The following is a 14,491-nucleotide window of genomic DNA, read 5'->3' on the forward strand; positions in this document are numbered from 1 at the left end:
GGCGAGGAACTCGTTCTCGAGCAGAACGCCTTCGTCGAGGGCTTCCTGCCCGCCGGAATTCTGCGCACCCTGACCGATACCGAACTCGCCGAGTACCAGCGGCCCTACCGCACTCCGGGCGAGGACCGCCGCCCCACGCTCACCTGGCCCCGCGAGGTGCCGATCGACGGAGAACCCGCCGATGTGCACGCCGTCGTCGCGGAGTACAGCGCGTTCTTGCCCGGTACGGACTTCCCGAAGCTCTTCGTCAACGCCGAACCCGGTATGGCGCTCACCGGCGACGATCGGGAGTTCGCGCGCACGTTCAAGAACCAGACCGAGATCACCGTGTCCGGCCTGCACTCCGTCCAGGAAGACGCACCGGACGAGATCGGTGCCGCCCTGTCCCGCTGGCTTGATGCTCTCGACGGGCGGATCGGCTGACCCGTGCCCTGCCCTGCCCTCCCGGGGTTGCCGGACATGGGAGTTCCTGGCAACCCCGGGACGGGCGTCTCGTCTCGTCAGCGGCGGCGGTAGGGGCCCGGGCGGAGTCGGGCGCCGGCCATCCGGACGGCTTCCGGTGACAGCTCGGGGTGAGCTCCGATGAATTCGGTGACGCGGTCGGGCGCGGTGCGGGAGAGTTCGCGCAGCAGCCAGCCGGGGCCGGTGTGGGCGAAGCGGTCGGTGCTGACGAGGTTCGCGGCGGCTGCGTCCAGGAGCATGTCGGCGAAGCCCGGGAAGGGGTGCGGGCTGCGCCCGGCCAGTTTGACGAAGGCGACCACACCGGCGCGGCGCTGCCACAGGCCGGGCGCTCGGGACCAGGCGGCGACCGCTTCGGCGCGGGGCCTCAGTTGCGCCTCGTCGGCGGTGAGGAAGGTGTGCAGTGCCTTGGTGGCGTACCAGTCGCAGACGTTCCAGTCCGCGATCCAGCCCTGGGCGAGAGGGCGGGCGAGTGCGTCGATGTGGTCGTTGCGCAGCCGGTCGCCGAGGTGTTCGGTGATGAGCAGGGTCGCGGCGATCTTGTCCTCGCTCATCGGCTGGGCGAACCACCGGTGGGCCAGACTGAGCAGGTTCGCGTCGGACCAGGTGGTGAGGTGCCGGGTCCTCCAGAGGGAGCGGACCGAGGCGCGGATACCTGCCATCGGCACGCCACGGAACTGAGCGGTGCCTTTCAGGTACCGCTCCCAGTGGTCCCGGGTGCTCTTGTCGGCCGCGGCGGTCAGCAGTGAGTCCAGCAGGGCGGTGACCTCGGTCTTGTCCGTGGTGCTCATGCGGGCCCGACGAGGGTGGGGAGGGACTTCGACAGACGTGTCCACAGCGTCGGGGGTGCGTCGAGGCCGGGTCGGAGCGGTAGACCTCGGCCACGGCGACCGCGAGGTCCAGTTCCCGGGCGGCGGTCTCGACGGTGGTCGTCTCGATGGGCAGGGTGACCCCGGCATGGCGGGCCCAGCGGGGATCCGCCGGATCTGTCAGACCGAGGTCGACGCTCGCCCGGACGAGTCGGTCGCAGCGGTACGGGTTGGCGGCCCGGACCAGGCCACAGCGTTCGCGCATCAGTTGGCGCATTACCGAGCGTGCCCGGGAGAGCCGCTGCCGGAACGCGGCCCGGCTGGTCCCGCAGATCTCGGCGCCCTCGGCGTCGGTGAACCGCAGCAGGTCACCGAGCAGGTACGCGACCCGCTGCTCCCGGGACAGGCACAGCAGCATCCCGTAGGTGCACGACAGCCGGACGTCCGCGCGCAGCTCCTGGTACTCGGCATGACGGGCGGGCTCGAACGCCGGGTCGGTGGCGTGTCGGTCGAGGAACGCGGCGAAGGCCTCCGGGCTCGCGACCGACGCCTCGGCCCCGCGCCGCGTTGTGCGCATCAGCTGGCGTACCGCGACGGTGTACGCCCAGGTGGTGAACCGGGACCGGCCCTCGAACGAGCCCAGGTGCGTCACCAGGCGGATCATCACCTCCTGGGCGGCGTCCTCGGCGTCGGCCGGGGTTCCGGAGAACCGCAGTGCCAGCCGGTACATCGGCTGCTGCATCGCCCGGCACAGCGTCTCCAGCGCGGCATGGTCACCGTCCCGGGCGGCCAGCGCCACCCCGGTGAGCTCATCCATGCCCACGTCCGGGCCCGGGCCAGGGGAACGGGGCTCGTTGTTCCCCGCTCTCCCTGCTCTCCCCGCTCTCTCCGCCGAGTGCTCTTCGGGCCCCTGCCGGTTACCCACTCTGATTTCTCCTTCGTCCCGCGGGGGCCTGGACGCGACTCACGTCCAGGCCCCCGCACCAGTCGTGGGTCAGCGGGAAGCCGGTGCGGTGGCCGGCTCCCCGTGCAGCATCAGCACGGACTCGTGGTCGATGAGCCCGAACATCGGCGCACACTCCGTGGAGGTCTCCGCGGCGTGTGCGGCCGACTGGGCGTCCTTGAGGCTGCGCCACCAGACGACGTCGATCCACTTGTCGTCCTTCGACGAGTATGACAAGTCCCGCGACACGAAACCGGGCTGCCTGCCGGCCCACTCCGACATGGCGTCGACGGCGCCGAGCAGCTGCTCAGGGGTGACACCGGCCTTCAGTTTGAAGACCACCAGTTCCAGTACCTTGTTTGCCTGCTCATCCATCATGGTTTGCACCGTTCTGTCTCGTTCGATCACGGATCGTTCCGACCCGGGTGGCCCGGTCGGCCGCCTCACAGAGATGAGAGACAGGGGCGTATGCGACTGTGACAGGAAAGCTCGCAGCATCTTGGAGCCAAGGGCCGCCGTGGCGGCTGATCAGCTGTTCCCCGTCGCATGTCAGTGCCGTGGTCTACGGTCCACGCATGGAACACGAATCTGTGCAAGCTGCGGTTGAGCTCCCCCTGGACCGGCCTGCCTCGTTCGAGCTGTTCACCTCCGGCTTCGACGGCTGGTGGCCGAGAGACTTCTCCTGGTCGGGGCCGGATGGTTTGACCTGCATCGGCATCGAGTGCCAAAGCGAAGGCGCTCTGTACGAGATCGGCCCCCACGGGCTGCGCTGGGACTGGGGCCGCGTATTGGACTGGAGCCCGCCGAGCGGTCTGGTCTTCAGCTGGCAGATCGGCCCCGATCGTGTGCCCATCCCCCGCGTGGAACAGGCCACCGAGGTCGCCGTGACGTTCACGGAGCAGGCGGCCGGCACTCTGGTGGAGGTCCACCATCACGGCTGGGAACGGCACGGCGACCTCGGGGCGGGTTACCGCCAGGACTTCGCCTACGCCTGGCCCACGGCCCTCGCGGCACTGCGCGGGGTGGCGGCCAAGGGCTAGTGCCAAGATCTGGGAGCCGCCGAAGAGCAAGCGCGAGGGGGCGGCCGTGAGTCACGGCCGTTCCCATGGCCCTTGGCCGGGCCGACAGCTCCGGGGTGGCGCGGCAGCGCCGTGAAGCCTGCTGTACGTGATGGTCAGACTCCATGGGTGGAGAGGCAGAACGGGTGGCCCGCCGGGTCCAGCAGGACCCTCCACGCATCCGGCTGTGGCTGGAACGATGGCTCGACGGCTCCCAGGGCCAGCATCCGGGCCTGGGCGGCGTCCAGGTCGTCGACGCCGAGTTCGATGTGGGCCTGCTTGCCTTGGGTCGCCTCCGGCCAGGTGGGGGGCTGGTAGTCGGCCTGCCGGACGAAACCGAGTCCGGGCGAGCCCTGCCGGCCGAGCAGGACGAAGTCGTCGCTGGAGTAAAGGACGGGCAGCCCGAGGGCGTTGCCGTAGAAGCGGGCGAGCTCCGCGGGGTCCGCGCAGTCGAAGTCGACGGAGAGGAAGCGGATTGCGGGAGGCGATGTGGTTTTGGTGCTCATGGAGGAAACGCTAGGACGGGACCAGGACAGATACGGTCCTGGTCATGCGGAACACTGGGGGATGTGATCAGTAGCTCCGCGCGTCTGTTGCGCTTGGTGTCGCTGCTGGCGGCGCGTCCCACGTGGACCTGTCGTGAGCTGGCCGAGCGCATGGCGGTCACCGAGCGCACGGTCCGCCGTGACATCGCCCGGCTGCGTGAACTCGGCTACCACGTGGAGTCCGACCCCGGACCCTGGGGCGGCTACCGCCTCGGCCCCGGAGCCCGCATGCCGCCGCTGGTCCTGGACGACGAAGAGGCTCTGGCCGTGGCGGTCGGTCTGCGGGAGGCCGCCCTCAGCGGTGTCCTCGGCGGCGACCAGGCCGCACTGGCGGCGCTGCTGAAACTACGGCAGGCCCTGCCGAGGCGACTCGCGGACCGGCTGGCCCAGCTGGACGCCACCCTGGTGCACACCCGCAGGCCCGACGAGCCCCGGATCGACCCAGGAACGCTGCTGGAACTGGCCACGGCGTGCCGACAGGGTGAGCGCACCCGCCTGTCGTACCGCGACCACCGGGGAAGGGCCACCGTCCGGGACGTCGACCCGTACCGCCTCGTATACACGGGCCTGCGCTGGTACTTCGTCGCCCACGATGTGACGCGGGGCGAGTGGCGCACGTTCCGGGCCGACCGCGTGGTCCAGGCACGATCGACCGGACGAGCGGTGGAGTTCGTCGATCCGCCGGACCCGGCGCGGCTCGTCTCCCAGGGGATCGCGAGCGTCGTGTATCCGCTCTACGTGACGATCCGCCTGCCACTGCCCCTCGACGAGGCGCTCCAGGTGGTCTCGTGGACAACCGGCACCCATACCCCGGGGAGCACCGACACCACCCTCGTCGAGATCGGGGGGCACGACGCGGAGCGGCTCGCCGCGTACCTGCTCTCCCTGGGCACCACCGTGCAGGTGATCTCCCCGGACGACGTACGCGAGGCGTTGCTGCGCCGCATCCGGGCGATCGCGGAAGCCAACACCGAAGCCGTCAGCACCGGCCAGCCAGGGAGTCGGTCAACGCGTGGACGAGTTGGGTGAATTCGGTACGTTGCTGGTCGGTCAGTGTGGCGTAGAGCGGCGCCTGCAGCTCGTCGGTGAGCTGCTCGGCACGCTGCCATCGGGGGATCAGGGTTGCGGCAACGGGGTGTGGCTCTTGCCAGCCGTAGTGGGTCGCCTGCTCGACGCCGAGGTTGACGACCATGGCCGCTCGGGCGCTCAGCCCGCACAGGCGCACCGCCGCCAGATGGCAGGCGCCACGGTGTTCCCGCAGTACGTGTATGCGCTGCATAGCCGCACCGACCGGGTCGTCGGCGGGGTGGGGCTGCGCGCGCCAGCCGACGAACAGGGGCAGTGCGTCGGCGTCGGCGGCGTCGATCAGTTGCTGTGCCAAGCGGTTGAAGTGCTCCACGTCGACGTCGGCGGGGATGTTGGCGCGCCCCCACGTCCGGACGGCCTGCGCATAGCAGGCGGCGGCTTCCCCCGCCGGCATCACGGACCGTCCCGCCAGCCAGCCCGCGGTAACCAGGTCGGGGCCGAGGAAGCCCTGTACTGCTTGGACCACCGAGGCCGGTGCCTCGCCGAGCACCCCGAACCGTCCGCGGCAGTAGAAGCCGCGTCCTGGGGGAAACCCCGCGCGCAGACCGACGGCGGCGGTCGCCTCGTCGGACATGAACTCGTCACCGAAATCGTGGATGGGCCGGGCAACCGCGGCGATGCAGTCGAAGATTTCCATGCGCTGAAGGTCACTCACCATGACTCAATAGGTCAAGGGGATGATTTCTGATGAAACCCTTTAGGTAATCTATCGAGTCATGCTGGATATCCGCCGTCTGCACATGCTCAAGACCGTCGCCGCCCGCGGTTCCATCGCCGCGGCCGCCCAGTCACTGGCGCTGTCCGCCGGTGCCGTGTCCCAGCAGCTGTCCGCGCTGCGGCACGACGTGGGAGTCGATCTGCTGCGCCCCGACGGGCGAACCGTGGCACTGACGGAGGCGGGCCGGGTGCTCCTCGAACACGCCGACCGGATCCTCGCCGTCGTGCAGGAGGCCGAGAGCGCCCTCGCGGCGGTCAAGGGCACGGTCGGCGCCACCGCCACCCTCGCCGCGCTGCCGTCGACCGTCGCCAGGATCGTGGCCCCCGCACTGACCGCACTGAGCTCACACCACCCGCAGCTCACCGTGACCTGTCTTCTCACCGACCAGGCGCAATTGCGGGAACTCACGCTCGGCACCGTCGATGTCGTGCTGGGGCAGCGGTATCACCACCTGCCCGATGCGACACCCCGGGGCATCGCGGTCTCCCCGCTGCTCGACGATCCGCTGCTCGTCGTCACCGCGGCCGACCAAGCCGACGAGCGGCCCGTCGCCCTGCGGGAACTGGCCACGCACAGCTTCGCCGTGCCGCCGCCGACCACGGACTGTGGACAGGCCATCCTGCACGCCTGCCACCAGGCCGGCTTCACACCCACGACGCGCTACATCACCGCCGACATCGCCGCCCAGCTCGCCCTCGCACGGGCCGGCCTCGCCACCGCGCTCGTCCCCCGGACGGCCATCGACCCGGCCACACCAGGAATCCGCACGGCGCCCATCGAGGACCGTCCGATCCTGCGCCTGCTGTTCGCCGCGACGCGTCACACCGAGACCGCGAACCCGACGACCACGGCCGTCGTCGCAGCGCTGCGCACAGCCGCGCGGCAGGGTCGCACCACGCACATCCCGGCGGCCTAGGGCAGGCCGTCGAGCGGTCGGAGTAATGATGACGCACACGACGCAGACCGTGTCGTCGGTCGGTCCCGGCCGCACGGTCAGGCGGACCCTGAACGCGGGACGGGCTGCGCCCGGCGGACGCGCGCGGGTCACCGAGGTCACCCGCATCCCCGCGGCCACCGAGCCGCGCCGACGCTGGGCGGCCTCGTCCGCATCGTCAGGCGCAGGCTCAAGAAGATCCAGTTCCGTCCGGACCTGATCGACGGCTGCCTCACGGAGACCGGCCTGGTGATCGAGTCGCCGTGATCCACCAACCGGTGTCTACGAGTTCCATCTGAGTAGCGGAAGACCGAGGCGCTGATCGCTCACACTCGTGGCGCCAACGTCGCGTGAAGCAGGTGGGGAACGATCTTCGGCAGCACGGGGAACGATCACCAGGAGGGCTGCTGCACCGCGCACGTCAAGGCGACTCGTGAACACCCCGCGGCGCTGGACAAGGGGCCACACGATGACGACCCGAAGCCCCTGTACTGGGTGGACTAAGGAGTTATGCAGTCTGTCAACCTGTTCCAGCCGGAAGTGTCTCAAGGCTCTCAGCCAAGGCAGAGGCGGGACAGGCAGATGAATCCGGCCCACACGAAAGGACGCATTGGGGTAGAACGGCTGCTCAGCGACGCCAGCTGTTCAGCCCTTAGAGCCCGAGCCGGGTGTTCACCACTCCGCAGTCGCTCGGCGACCCGGGTCGCCTGCTCGCCGGATTTGCTTCCGAATACTTCGATCACTCCGCCGATCACGCTGTCGGCGCCTCCCAGCAGGCAGCTGATCGGGAGACCCAGCGGTTCCTGGCCCTGCCGGTGGGTTACTCGTCCTACCAGGCATGAGGCGAAGACGACCCAGGGGGGCCAGGGTTGTGTGAGCGCTGTGGCAGCTGAGAGCTTGTCTCCGTCGGCGAACCTCACATATTGGCCTAGCCCTTCGCCGCTACCGTGGGCGGCCAGGTAGCAGCCTTGCGGTGAGCGAATGAGCGAGTCGAAGAACTCGGTACGTGTTGCGATCGTCGTGGTGGCGTAGCTGTTGCTGAAGGCACGCTCACTGTCGTCTGTCTCGTTGCCCATGCCTAGGTAGACGAGTACGTCGGCCAGTCCGCGATTTTCGTGCGGTGGACGAGTGGATAGTAGATCGAGGGTGGGGATCAACTGGGATACGGCTACCTTCACGAGCAGTCGACCATCGTCCAGGCGCAGTGCTGCCCATGGCAGAGCCGCCAAGGGCCCGTCGGGGACAATGAGTAGGTCGGCGGGATAGTCGGCCTCATGTTTCATGAGTTGAGTACGGGCCTGAGGCGGGATGAGCGCCATGCACATCTGCTGCCACCGGAGCCGTTCCTGAGGAGTTTGCCGGGCTGACATCACCGCTTTTCGTGCCTCATGGCCTTGGTTGCCCAGCAGGGCGAGCAGGCCAGCGTCCCGGATGTCGAAGGACGTGACCACCGGGGGTGCGTCCGGAGGTGCCCACACCACATGGCCCACCAGATGCTCAGAGTCACTGCGTTCGACGTGGTAGGTGAGGATGTGGGCCGTGCCTGCGGCAGCGCGAAGGGAGGTGTAGTCGACTGGGCGGGGGAGGTAGGCCGACGCGAACACCGTGGACAGCTTTGTTTCCAGGGCTTGGCGGCATGCCTGCTGTTCCTCCTCTGACCCCCCGGATGCCTGCTCTTCAAGGGCGGCGATTCGGTCTCGTTCCTCCTGCAGGTGCGGAGCGATATCCTTCTGCCTCTCGCGCAGTGCACGGGCGAGCCCGCTGCGCCGAAGGGACTCGGCGAGTTCTGCGGCAAGAAGGCCGGCTTCGGGGGCGCTTCGCTGGAGCCGCACGGTGCTGGAGAAGACCCGCGCGTACACGTCTTCATACCGGCCGATGAGTTGGCCACGGTGCCGCCCTGCCGTCAGTTGGCCACGGTGCTGCTCCATCGCGCGTACTCCGTCACGCAGCAGTTCCATGGACTTCTGGGGTGCCTGTTGTCCGGTCAGGGCTGCTCCCCGCAGTGTCCGGGCCACGGCGTGTTCCATCGTTCCGCTGGGCAGACCTTCTACCGCCCGGTGCAGGGACTGTGCTGCGGTCCTGTGCCAGCCTGGGCCCAGTTCCAGCTGGAGCTGACCGAGAACCAGCCAGCCGTGGGCCCTGGTCTGCCTCAATTGCCTGAGTACTTGCTTGTCGCTGACTGCTTCATCGAACAGCGCCGCGTGTTGCAGTTGACTCTTCAGCTCGCGCTGACGGTGGTGCAGTGAATACTGTCCGTCTGTGGCGCGGGCGATCTCCTGATTGAGGAGCTGGATCAGGCTGCTCGACGCACGGGGAGATGAGTCCATGGCGTGTGCGCCCGTGTGCGCGTGACTGCCGGAGAAGGAGAGTAGTTTCGCCTGCGCCGCTCGTGCCAGCGGGTCGCGTCGGCCGATGCGCGATCTCATGGCCTCACTGAGCAGTTCTGCGGCCCGTTCATTGTCTCCGGCCTCTAGCAGAGCGCGTCCGGCCGTGGCTTTGACAAGGGGCGTTACACGTGTTCGCGCGGGCATAGTGCCCAGTGCCCCAGTGGAGTGCTCGACAGCGGACTGGGTGTCTCCGTCTTGCAACGCCAGGTAGGCGAGGGCCGCTGCGGCAGCCGATCGGACCGGTGCCGGGGTCTGGGAACTCGCAGCGAGTTCGCTCCAGATAGTGCGTGCGACATCGGTCTTCTTCTCGTCCGCTGCCCGCCGAGCGACAGTCCACGTCTGACGGGCGCCGAGCCAACCGCGACACCATGGCAGCCCCGGAGCGCGCTCCTTCCGACCCACGGTGTGTCGTTCGAAGAGCGATCGCAGCTTTGCTGCCGCAGCGGCTGCCGTCAAGCCGCACAGGATGGGCCCCAGCATGTGCCTGCCGTATGCGGCATAGGCCAATACACCGCACAGAACCAGACGGAGAACCGTTTTGGTCGACCACTCTCGTTGCAAGGCCCACCATGCTGCCAGCGCCGCGATCGCAGCCGTCGACCAATCAGGGAGCGACACCCCAAACAGACTTGCCGGACGGTCGAGACCCAGCAGCATAACGGCACCCGCCGCAGCGCCCATCGCCGTGAGACGCGGAACCCACAGAGCCAGGCGGCCGGACCACTCGGCCCGGACCTCGTGCACCGCGATGCCCGGTGCCACCGGGAAGCGCCAAACACCCGTCCACAAACTGCTGAGGACCTCGGCCGTCGTCGATGCGAGAACACGGACGTCTGCCTCGCACCACGCAGCCAGCACCAAGATCCAGCCGCTATCCTTCAGATCGAGGTCCCTCCGCATATCGGATGCTCGCGTGGCGAGCTTGGCCCACTCCTCATCGACCGTGCCGAACTCGTCGTAAAAGCCGAGCAGAGCGCGGCGGCCGCCACGCACGACTTGCAAACCCTCTGTCCAGTTGCTGGCGGACCATCGAATCGCGAGAACAGTGGCCAGCCAGCGCACAGCGAGCGCGAAACCGGCCGCAGGCACGAGGAAAGCGACAGCCATGACGGCGGGTAGCGCGGCCCAGGGCCGGGTAACCGGACGGACCAGCAATGTGATCAGCGCTGCCGCCAATCCAGCAGCCCAGGCGCCTCCCACAGCGGCGCTGAACGCTGCGGCGGTCAGCGCCGCAGCGCCGGCCATCGGGCGTATCCCCCACCACACCAGTCGCGTCCGCGTCGGCCACAGCATGACCTGAGCGAGGAAGGCTGCTCCAGGAGACGGAAGCCGTGTCTTGGGGTCCTTGTCAGGCATGGGTTTTCCCATCCGGTGAATCGTCGGTCCGAGAACGAAGCACCCGCCAGCGGGCCTCCGGTAACACGTGCTCGCCGCTGTCGCGAAGTAGCGCACGGGCAGCCAGCAGTTCACCACCTGGGCGCCGACTCGCTTCGATGACATGCTCGATGATCTCGTCCACGGAGAGGCCCCCCACGTGCTCCGCAGCCACCAGAGCGTCCTCTGCGTTTCCGAACGCGGCTCGGGCCGCGGAATGGGGCAGCAGTATCGCCGCGGTCGCCAGGTGCTGGATACCCGGCGGAGAACTGCTGCCGGACCGGCAGCCGACAGCGAGGGCCGCCTCAGCTGCTACGACGGTCCAGCCGGTATCACGGACCATGCCGCCTTCGGACCCTACTGGGCCGTCGAGGGCCGGCCGGTGCCCCTTCCACAGGTACGGGTCGGCGTCCATCGCTGCCCGCAGCAGCACGTTGGTGTCGACCCGTTGGGCACCGGCGGCGTGGGCTTCGTCCCGCGCTTCATCCGGCAGACGTCGAACTGCCTCAGCCAGAGCTGATTCGTCCAACGGCCCGGGTCGGCTCCAGTACGCGACAAGCCTCAGCAACCCGATGGCAGCACCGGCAGTGAACGGGCCAATGCCGGCTGGCCAAGCCCCACTGATCACCACCGCGACGCCTGCAAGCCAAGTCAGCAGACCGAAGGACACAGTTCCCACGGCGCTCAGCAGGCCGACGGCCGCCCAGATCCAGTTACCCGTCACCAAGCCGTAGATGGCAGTTGCCCCCGAGCAGAGCATGCCCACGGTTTTCGCCCAGGCCAGCACGTTGACCAGGCGGGCATGACGGGTGACCAGCCGGGAGGGAGCAGTTGTCATGACGGGCTACCCGTTCTTTTCGTCGACAGGGCCTGCATGTGCGAGTCGGCGCATCAGGCGGTACGTGCGCCACTCGGCCAGCTGCTCCGCGGACTTGCGCATGGTCGGTCCGGCTGTGCCGTGCCGTAGATCGAACTTCCGTGTCTGCCAGTGAGTCAGCCGCACTCCGGTCCGTGCCCACAGAAGGTTCCGCTGACATCGCGTCATGACTCGCCCGACGAGGAGCTGGGCCACGCGCAGACCACCGGCAACCGGTCCCGTGATGATGCACAGCGGCAGAAGCGACACGGCCCTGAACCAGGCCGGCGCGGAGGGCAGGCTAGCTGATGCCCACACCAGCAGGATCAGTTCCCACCAGTCGCCCGACGCACGGGCGTGCAGGAAGATGGATACCGCGACGGCGATCTCCAGCACCGTCCAAAGGCCGAGTAGCAGGGAAACTACCCCCGAGCCGTTCGCAGCGCCCTGCCGTTGTTCCTCACCTGCCAGCCGTACTTCCACCGCCACTTCAGGGCCGGACAGCCCGACCACTCCGAACAACGCAGCGCAGGCAGGCGAAGGACGCACGGCAAGGCAATACAGCACTTGCCACGTCTCGGGCTCCTCGCACGTGAACCGCCTCCGCGCGGCGTCCTTCACCTCGGATGCCGGACGGCTCCCCAGACTCCGTGCTTCTTCTGCTACGGCCCGCATCGCTTCGCTGTCTGGAAGGTGCTGCAGATCCATCGCGGACAACAGCCCGAAAAGGAGCTCCACATCATCAACGTGTGCGGCGACCGGAGGACGCGTACTGCTAACTGGGACGGATTTCCGCTGCGGATTCTCCTGCCCTGTCGGTAACGTCGGGGGCGCCGGAGGCGAGAGCAACTCCTCCAGGCCGGGCAGAGTGGTGCCCAACAAGTCACTTTGGACGATCGCCAGCACTCTGCCGTGAGTCAGCCCAGTTATCTCCCGCACTGCTGCCGAAGCACCACCTGCGGCGTCGGCAAGCAACACGAGGGCGAGTGCTCCAGGGGGTACCGGGCTCATTCCATAACGCTGGCAGAGCTGCTGCAGCAGGCACAACGCTGAAGCAAGCGTCCTGGAGAGAGGTATGCCATCCCACTGACAGGGCTCCTGCCGGGCAGACACAGCCCCTGCGGGATCAGGGGCATCCGATACACGCGTGTTGTCCACCGGCAGCCATAGAAGGTCCCAACGGCCGAAACCATCCGCCCTGGACAAGGTATCCAGGACGCGTCCCGTGGTCATCTCCGTGCCGGGCGGAGTACTGTGTGCAGCCTGAGAGAGCGCGGCAACGACAGTCTCCGCGAGCGTGACCCCCTCCAGTGGGTCGCCCTCTGCGGAGTAACCTGTGGCATCCGTTGACATGTTGTCACGCCCCTGTTCCGCCATCGTGATCGACGAAGGTAGGCTCGGTAGCATCCGAGCCCCGCCACAGGTACTGCGACAGGGCCAGGCCAGCCGCGTGCTCGTCAGACGGCCGCTGCGGCAATGGCCAGCGCAGTTGGCGGTAAAGCAAGATCCGGTGCATGTCGAAGGCGGCTTCCAGGAGTTCCCCGAAGAGCAGTGCTCGGCTGGGCAGCCACACGCACATGGCCAACACCGTGATCAAGAGCCCGACAGGGACCGCCCACGGAGTAAGGGCGGCGAAGCCGATGAAAAGAACGCCCCAAAGACCGGCTGCGACGCAGCCGTCCATCGCGCGTCTCGCCGCAACCAGTTCCCGCTTGGTCGCATCCGGCAGCACAAGCCACAGACGCGGCCAGACCGCCACGCTCTCCAGACCGTACTTGTCAAAGGGACGGCTCTCGGCCCACCGCAGAATCGCCCCCACACGCGTCGGCATCCTACGGAAGGGCGCTGACGCCTTGTACCGCTGACGACGCTCCAGCCGAAGAAACTCGGCATAATCCTGAGGAGTGAGGTCCGGATCCGCTGCGGCGATGCGCCCCTGCAACTCCTGCCAGCGCTCAGCACGAGGGTCACGAGCATCCGCAGCCCGGTCAACGCGGCTGAACCACAGACGCATGGCCCACAACGGCCAGTACCCCTCAGCGATACGCAGCGCCGGCTCGGTCATCCGGCCCACGACCATTCCAGAACCAGTTACAACCGCCATCATCGCGAGGAGGAGCATGACTTGAACCACAGCGGGTTGAGATGCGTACCCTTCGGCAAGACGAGCAACCTCTGACCGGTCCTTACGGGAATAGAGCCAGGCCAGAAACCCACCAAACCAGAAGATCGCCGCAAGGGTGGAGGCAGCGAGCCATCGCTGGGCGAGACTCCCGCTCACCGTCTCCCAGAGTTTGGAGATCACGACGCTTTGACGAGCTTCTCACTGTGTTCCTTGCACGCCGGAACGGGCACACCGACATGCGGCCGATACCACACGTAATTCTGATCCACCGGACAGACGAAGCGGTCAGCCGGGATGGGACCGCCACCATGGCCCGGAAGGCCGCTGTACTCAGGGCCACCACGTACGAACTGCTCGTGGAACTCCGGCGGCAGCTGGGCAGGGTGCTCCAGCACATCCTCGGCCCACTGCAACAGTGCTTCCTCCGAGCTGAACAGATCCCTCAACCGAGCAATCGCAGCAGAGGATGTCGGGGCATCCGCTAAGGCCGCTGCAAGGGCGGCATCAACGTCATTGGAGCGCTCATCTCCCACCAGTTCGGCGAGATACGGCCGGATCATCCTGGCGATCTCAATGATCTCCGCGTCGTTCAAGCGTCGCCCCCCAAGTCGATCAAAGTGGCAGCCAGTGGCGGCATCAAGAGCAGGCAAGGCACGCACCCAACGCGTTCTCCCCGCTCCTCTCGCCCCCATCCGTCCAAGGCACCGTACCAGCCAATCTCACAGCGTTCAGGCCAAGTTACACAAAACCATTGACCATAGCCCGCAGCGCGAGTGAGTGCGATCGATGTCGTTCGACTCGCTTCCGAACATCTACGTTCCCGCAGTGCGACACCGTTCGAGTACGCAGGCGTTACCGCTCTACGGTCACGCCCACCACCTGAATGAAGGAGCGCGCGATCGTCCAGAGAACCCACTCCAGTCAACGCGAAGACGGAGACGACAGGACGGCGACGTTGTCTCCACACTGCCGCAGCCGTTCCAGGAGGCTGGTGTTTTGTGCCTCCAGTTCGGCGTTGCGCAAGGTCAGGACCTGGATCTGGTTGGCGTAGGTGGCCAGGGTGTCCTTCAGTTCGCGGGTCTCGGCGGCATGCTCTCTGCGACCTGAGTTCCGCAGTTGGTGGGCATGCGGATGAGCCGAGAACAGGGGTTGAGCTGCGGAAACGTCGGGATAGTGCCTGCGCGGGCGTGTGCCCAC

At 67.6% G+C, this 14,491-nt stretch carries 13 protein-coding genes and 2 pseudogenes; 4 read left to right on the top strand and 11 right to left on the bottom strand.

Annotated elements, in window-relative coordinates; all coding sequences use genetic code 11:
• Positions 1-423: pseudogene (locus ACWD3C_RS46255) on the top strand (haloalkane dehalogenase); the annotation flags it as partial.
• 77 nt (positions 424-500) lie between these two features.
• Here ACWD3C_RS46255 and ACWD3C_RS46260 read toward each other — a convergent pair.
• The 3 genes and pseudogenes from ACWD3C_RS46260 to ACWD3C_RS46270 form a co-directional block, all read right to left on the bottom strand.
• Positions 501-1,250, bottom strand: coding sequence for a DNA alkylation repair protein (locus ACWD3C_RS46260; RefSeq protein ID WP_451154452.1), 750 nt, complete (start codon positions 1,248-1,250; stop codon positions 501-503).
• A 295-nt stretch (positions 1,251-1,545) separates the two neighbouring features.
• A pseudogene (locus ACWD3C_RS46265) lies at positions 1,546-2,085 on the bottom strand (RNA polymerase sigma factor); the annotation flags it as partial.
• A 177-nt stretch (positions 2,086-2,262) separates the two neighbouring features.
• The gene (locus ACWD3C_RS46270; RefSeq protein ID WP_451154454.1) at positions 2,263-2,589 is read right to left on the bottom strand and encodes a hypothetical protein; all 327 of its coding nucleotides are present in this window, start codon (positions 2,587-2,589) and stop codon (positions 2,263-2,265) included.
• Positions 2,590-2,786: 197 nt separating this feature from the next.
• Between ACWD3C_RS46270 and ACWD3C_RS46275 the strand changes: the two genes are divergently transcribed.
• Positions 2,787-3,251 carry an SRPBCC domain-containing protein gene (locus ACWD3C_RS46275; protein ID WP_451154456.1) on the top strand — a complete coding sequence of 155 codons (465 nt, stop codon included), beginning with the start codon at positions 2,787-2,789 and terminating at the stop codon, positions 3,249-3,251.
• A 134-nt stretch (positions 3,252-3,385) separates the two neighbouring features.
• Here the strand turns inward: ACWD3C_RS46275 and ACWD3C_RS46280 are convergent, their stop codons facing one another.
• Entirely contained in the window at positions 3,386-3,775 is a 390-nt protein-coding gene (locus ACWD3C_RS46280; RefSeq protein ID WP_451154458.1) for a VOC family protein, read from the bottom strand.
• 63 nt (positions 3,776-3,838) lie between these two features.
• Here ACWD3C_RS46280 and ACWD3C_RS46285 point away from each other — a divergent pair, with 63 nt between their 5' ends.
• Positions 3,839-4,843 carry a helix-turn-helix transcriptional regulator gene (locus ACWD3C_RS46285; RefSeq protein ID WP_451154460.1) on the top strand — a complete coding sequence of 335 codons (1,005 nt, stop codon included), beginning with the start codon at positions 3,839-3,841 and terminating at the stop codon, positions 4,841-4,843.
• Here ACWD3C_RS46285 and ACWD3C_RS46290 read toward each other — a convergent pair.
• A complete protein-coding gene (locus ACWD3C_RS46290; protein WP_451154462.1) occupies positions 4,794-5,537 on the bottom strand; it encodes a helix-turn-helix domain-containing protein in 744 nt (247 codons plus the stop codon). The two genes, ACWD3C_RS46285 and ACWD3C_RS46290, sit on opposite strands and share 50 nt — an antisense overlap.
• 79 nt (positions 5,538-5,616) lie before the next feature.
• Here ACWD3C_RS46290 and ACWD3C_RS46295 point away from each other — a divergent pair, with 79 nt between their 5' ends.
• Positions 5,617-6,534, top strand: coding sequence for a LysR substrate-binding domain-containing protein (locus ACWD3C_RS46295; protein WP_451154464.1), 918 nt, complete (start codon positions 5,617-5,619; stop codon positions 6,532-6,534).
• A gap of 572 nt (positions 6,535-7,106) precedes the next feature.
• On the opposite strand, the gene ACWD3C_RS46300 is transcribed toward ACWD3C_RS46295, so the two are convergent.
• The 6 genes from ACWD3C_RS46300 to ACWD3C_RS46325 all read right to left on the bottom strand — a co-directional run.
• Entirely contained in the window at positions 7,107-10,295 is a 3,189-nt protein-coding gene (locus ACWD3C_RS46300) for a CHAT domain-containing protein (protein ID WP_451154466.1), read from the bottom strand.
• Positions 10,288-11,151 carry a hypothetical protein gene (locus ACWD3C_RS46305; RefSeq protein WP_451154468.1) on the bottom strand — a complete coding sequence of 288 codons (864 nt, stop codon included), beginning with the start codon at positions 11,149-11,151 and terminating at the stop codon, positions 10,288-10,290. The genes ACWD3C_RS46300 and ACWD3C_RS46305 overlap by 8 nt, the downstream gene beginning before the upstream one ends.
• A gap of 6 nt (positions 11,152-11,157) precedes the next feature.
• Positions 11,158-11,907, bottom strand: a complete 750-nt coding sequence (locus ACWD3C_RS46310) for a hypothetical protein (protein WP_451154470.1) — start codon at positions 11,905-11,907, stop codon at positions 11,158-11,160.
• A 619-nt stretch (positions 11,908-12,526) separates the two neighbouring features.
• The gene (locus ACWD3C_RS46315; RefSeq protein WP_451154472.1) at positions 12,527-13,474 is read right to left on the bottom strand and encodes a hypothetical protein; all 948 of its coding nucleotides are present in this window, start codon (positions 13,472-13,474) and stop codon (positions 12,527-12,529) included.
• Positions 13,471-13,887 (bottom strand): hypothetical protein, encoded by a 417-nt coding sequence (locus ACWD3C_RS46320; RefSeq protein ID WP_451154474.1) that lies wholly within the window; start codon positions 13,885-13,887, stop codon positions 13,471-13,473. Before ACWD3C_RS46320 ends, ACWD3C_RS46315 begins: the two co-directional genes overlap by 4 nt.
• Before the next feature lie 328 nt (positions 13,888-14,215).
• The coding region (locus tag ACWD3C_RS46325; protein ID WP_451154476.1) for a hypothetical protein at positions 14,216-14,491 on the bottom strand (276 nt) is incomplete at its 5' end.

The organism is Streptomyces sp. NPDC002845, from assembly GCF_053591955.1.

What these genes read in the sequence shown, in the direction of transcription:
- ACWD3C_RS46280 (WP_451154458.1), bottom strand. Translation starts at nt 3,775, where the DNA reads ATGAGCACCAAAACCACATCGCCTCCCGCAATCCGCTTCCTCTCCGTC.
- ACWD3C_RS46290 (WP_451154462.1), bottom strand. Translation starts at nt 5,537, where the DNA reads ATGGAAATCTTCGACTGCATCGCCGCGGTTGCCCGGCCCATCCACGAT.
- ACWD3C_RS46305 (WP_451154468.1), bottom strand. Translation starts at nt 11,151, where the DNA reads ATGACAACTGCTCCCTCCCGGCTGGTCACCCGTCATGCCCGCCTGGTC.
- ACWD3C_RS46300 (WP_451154466.1), bottom strand. Translation starts at nt 10,295, where the DNA reads ATGCCTGACAAGGACCCCAAGACACGGCTTCCGTCTCCTGGAGCAGCC.
- ACWD3C_RS46295 (WP_451154464.1), top strand. Translation starts at nt 5,617, where the DNA reads ATGCTGGATATCCGCCGTCTGCACATGCTCAAGACCGTCGCCGCCCGC.
- ACWD3C_RS46270 (WP_451154454.1), bottom strand. Translation starts at nt 2,589, where the DNA reads ATGATGGATGAGCAGGCAAACAAGGTACTGGAACTGGTGGTCTTCAAA.
- ACWD3C_RS46275 (WP_451154456.1), top strand. Translation starts at nt 2,787, where the DNA reads ATGGAACACGAATCTGTGCAAGCTGCGGTTGAGCTCCCCCTGGACCGG.
- ACWD3C_RS46260 (WP_451154452.1), bottom strand. Translation starts at nt 1,250, where the DNA reads ATGAGCACCACGGACAAGACCGAGGTCACCGCCCTGCTGGACTCACTG.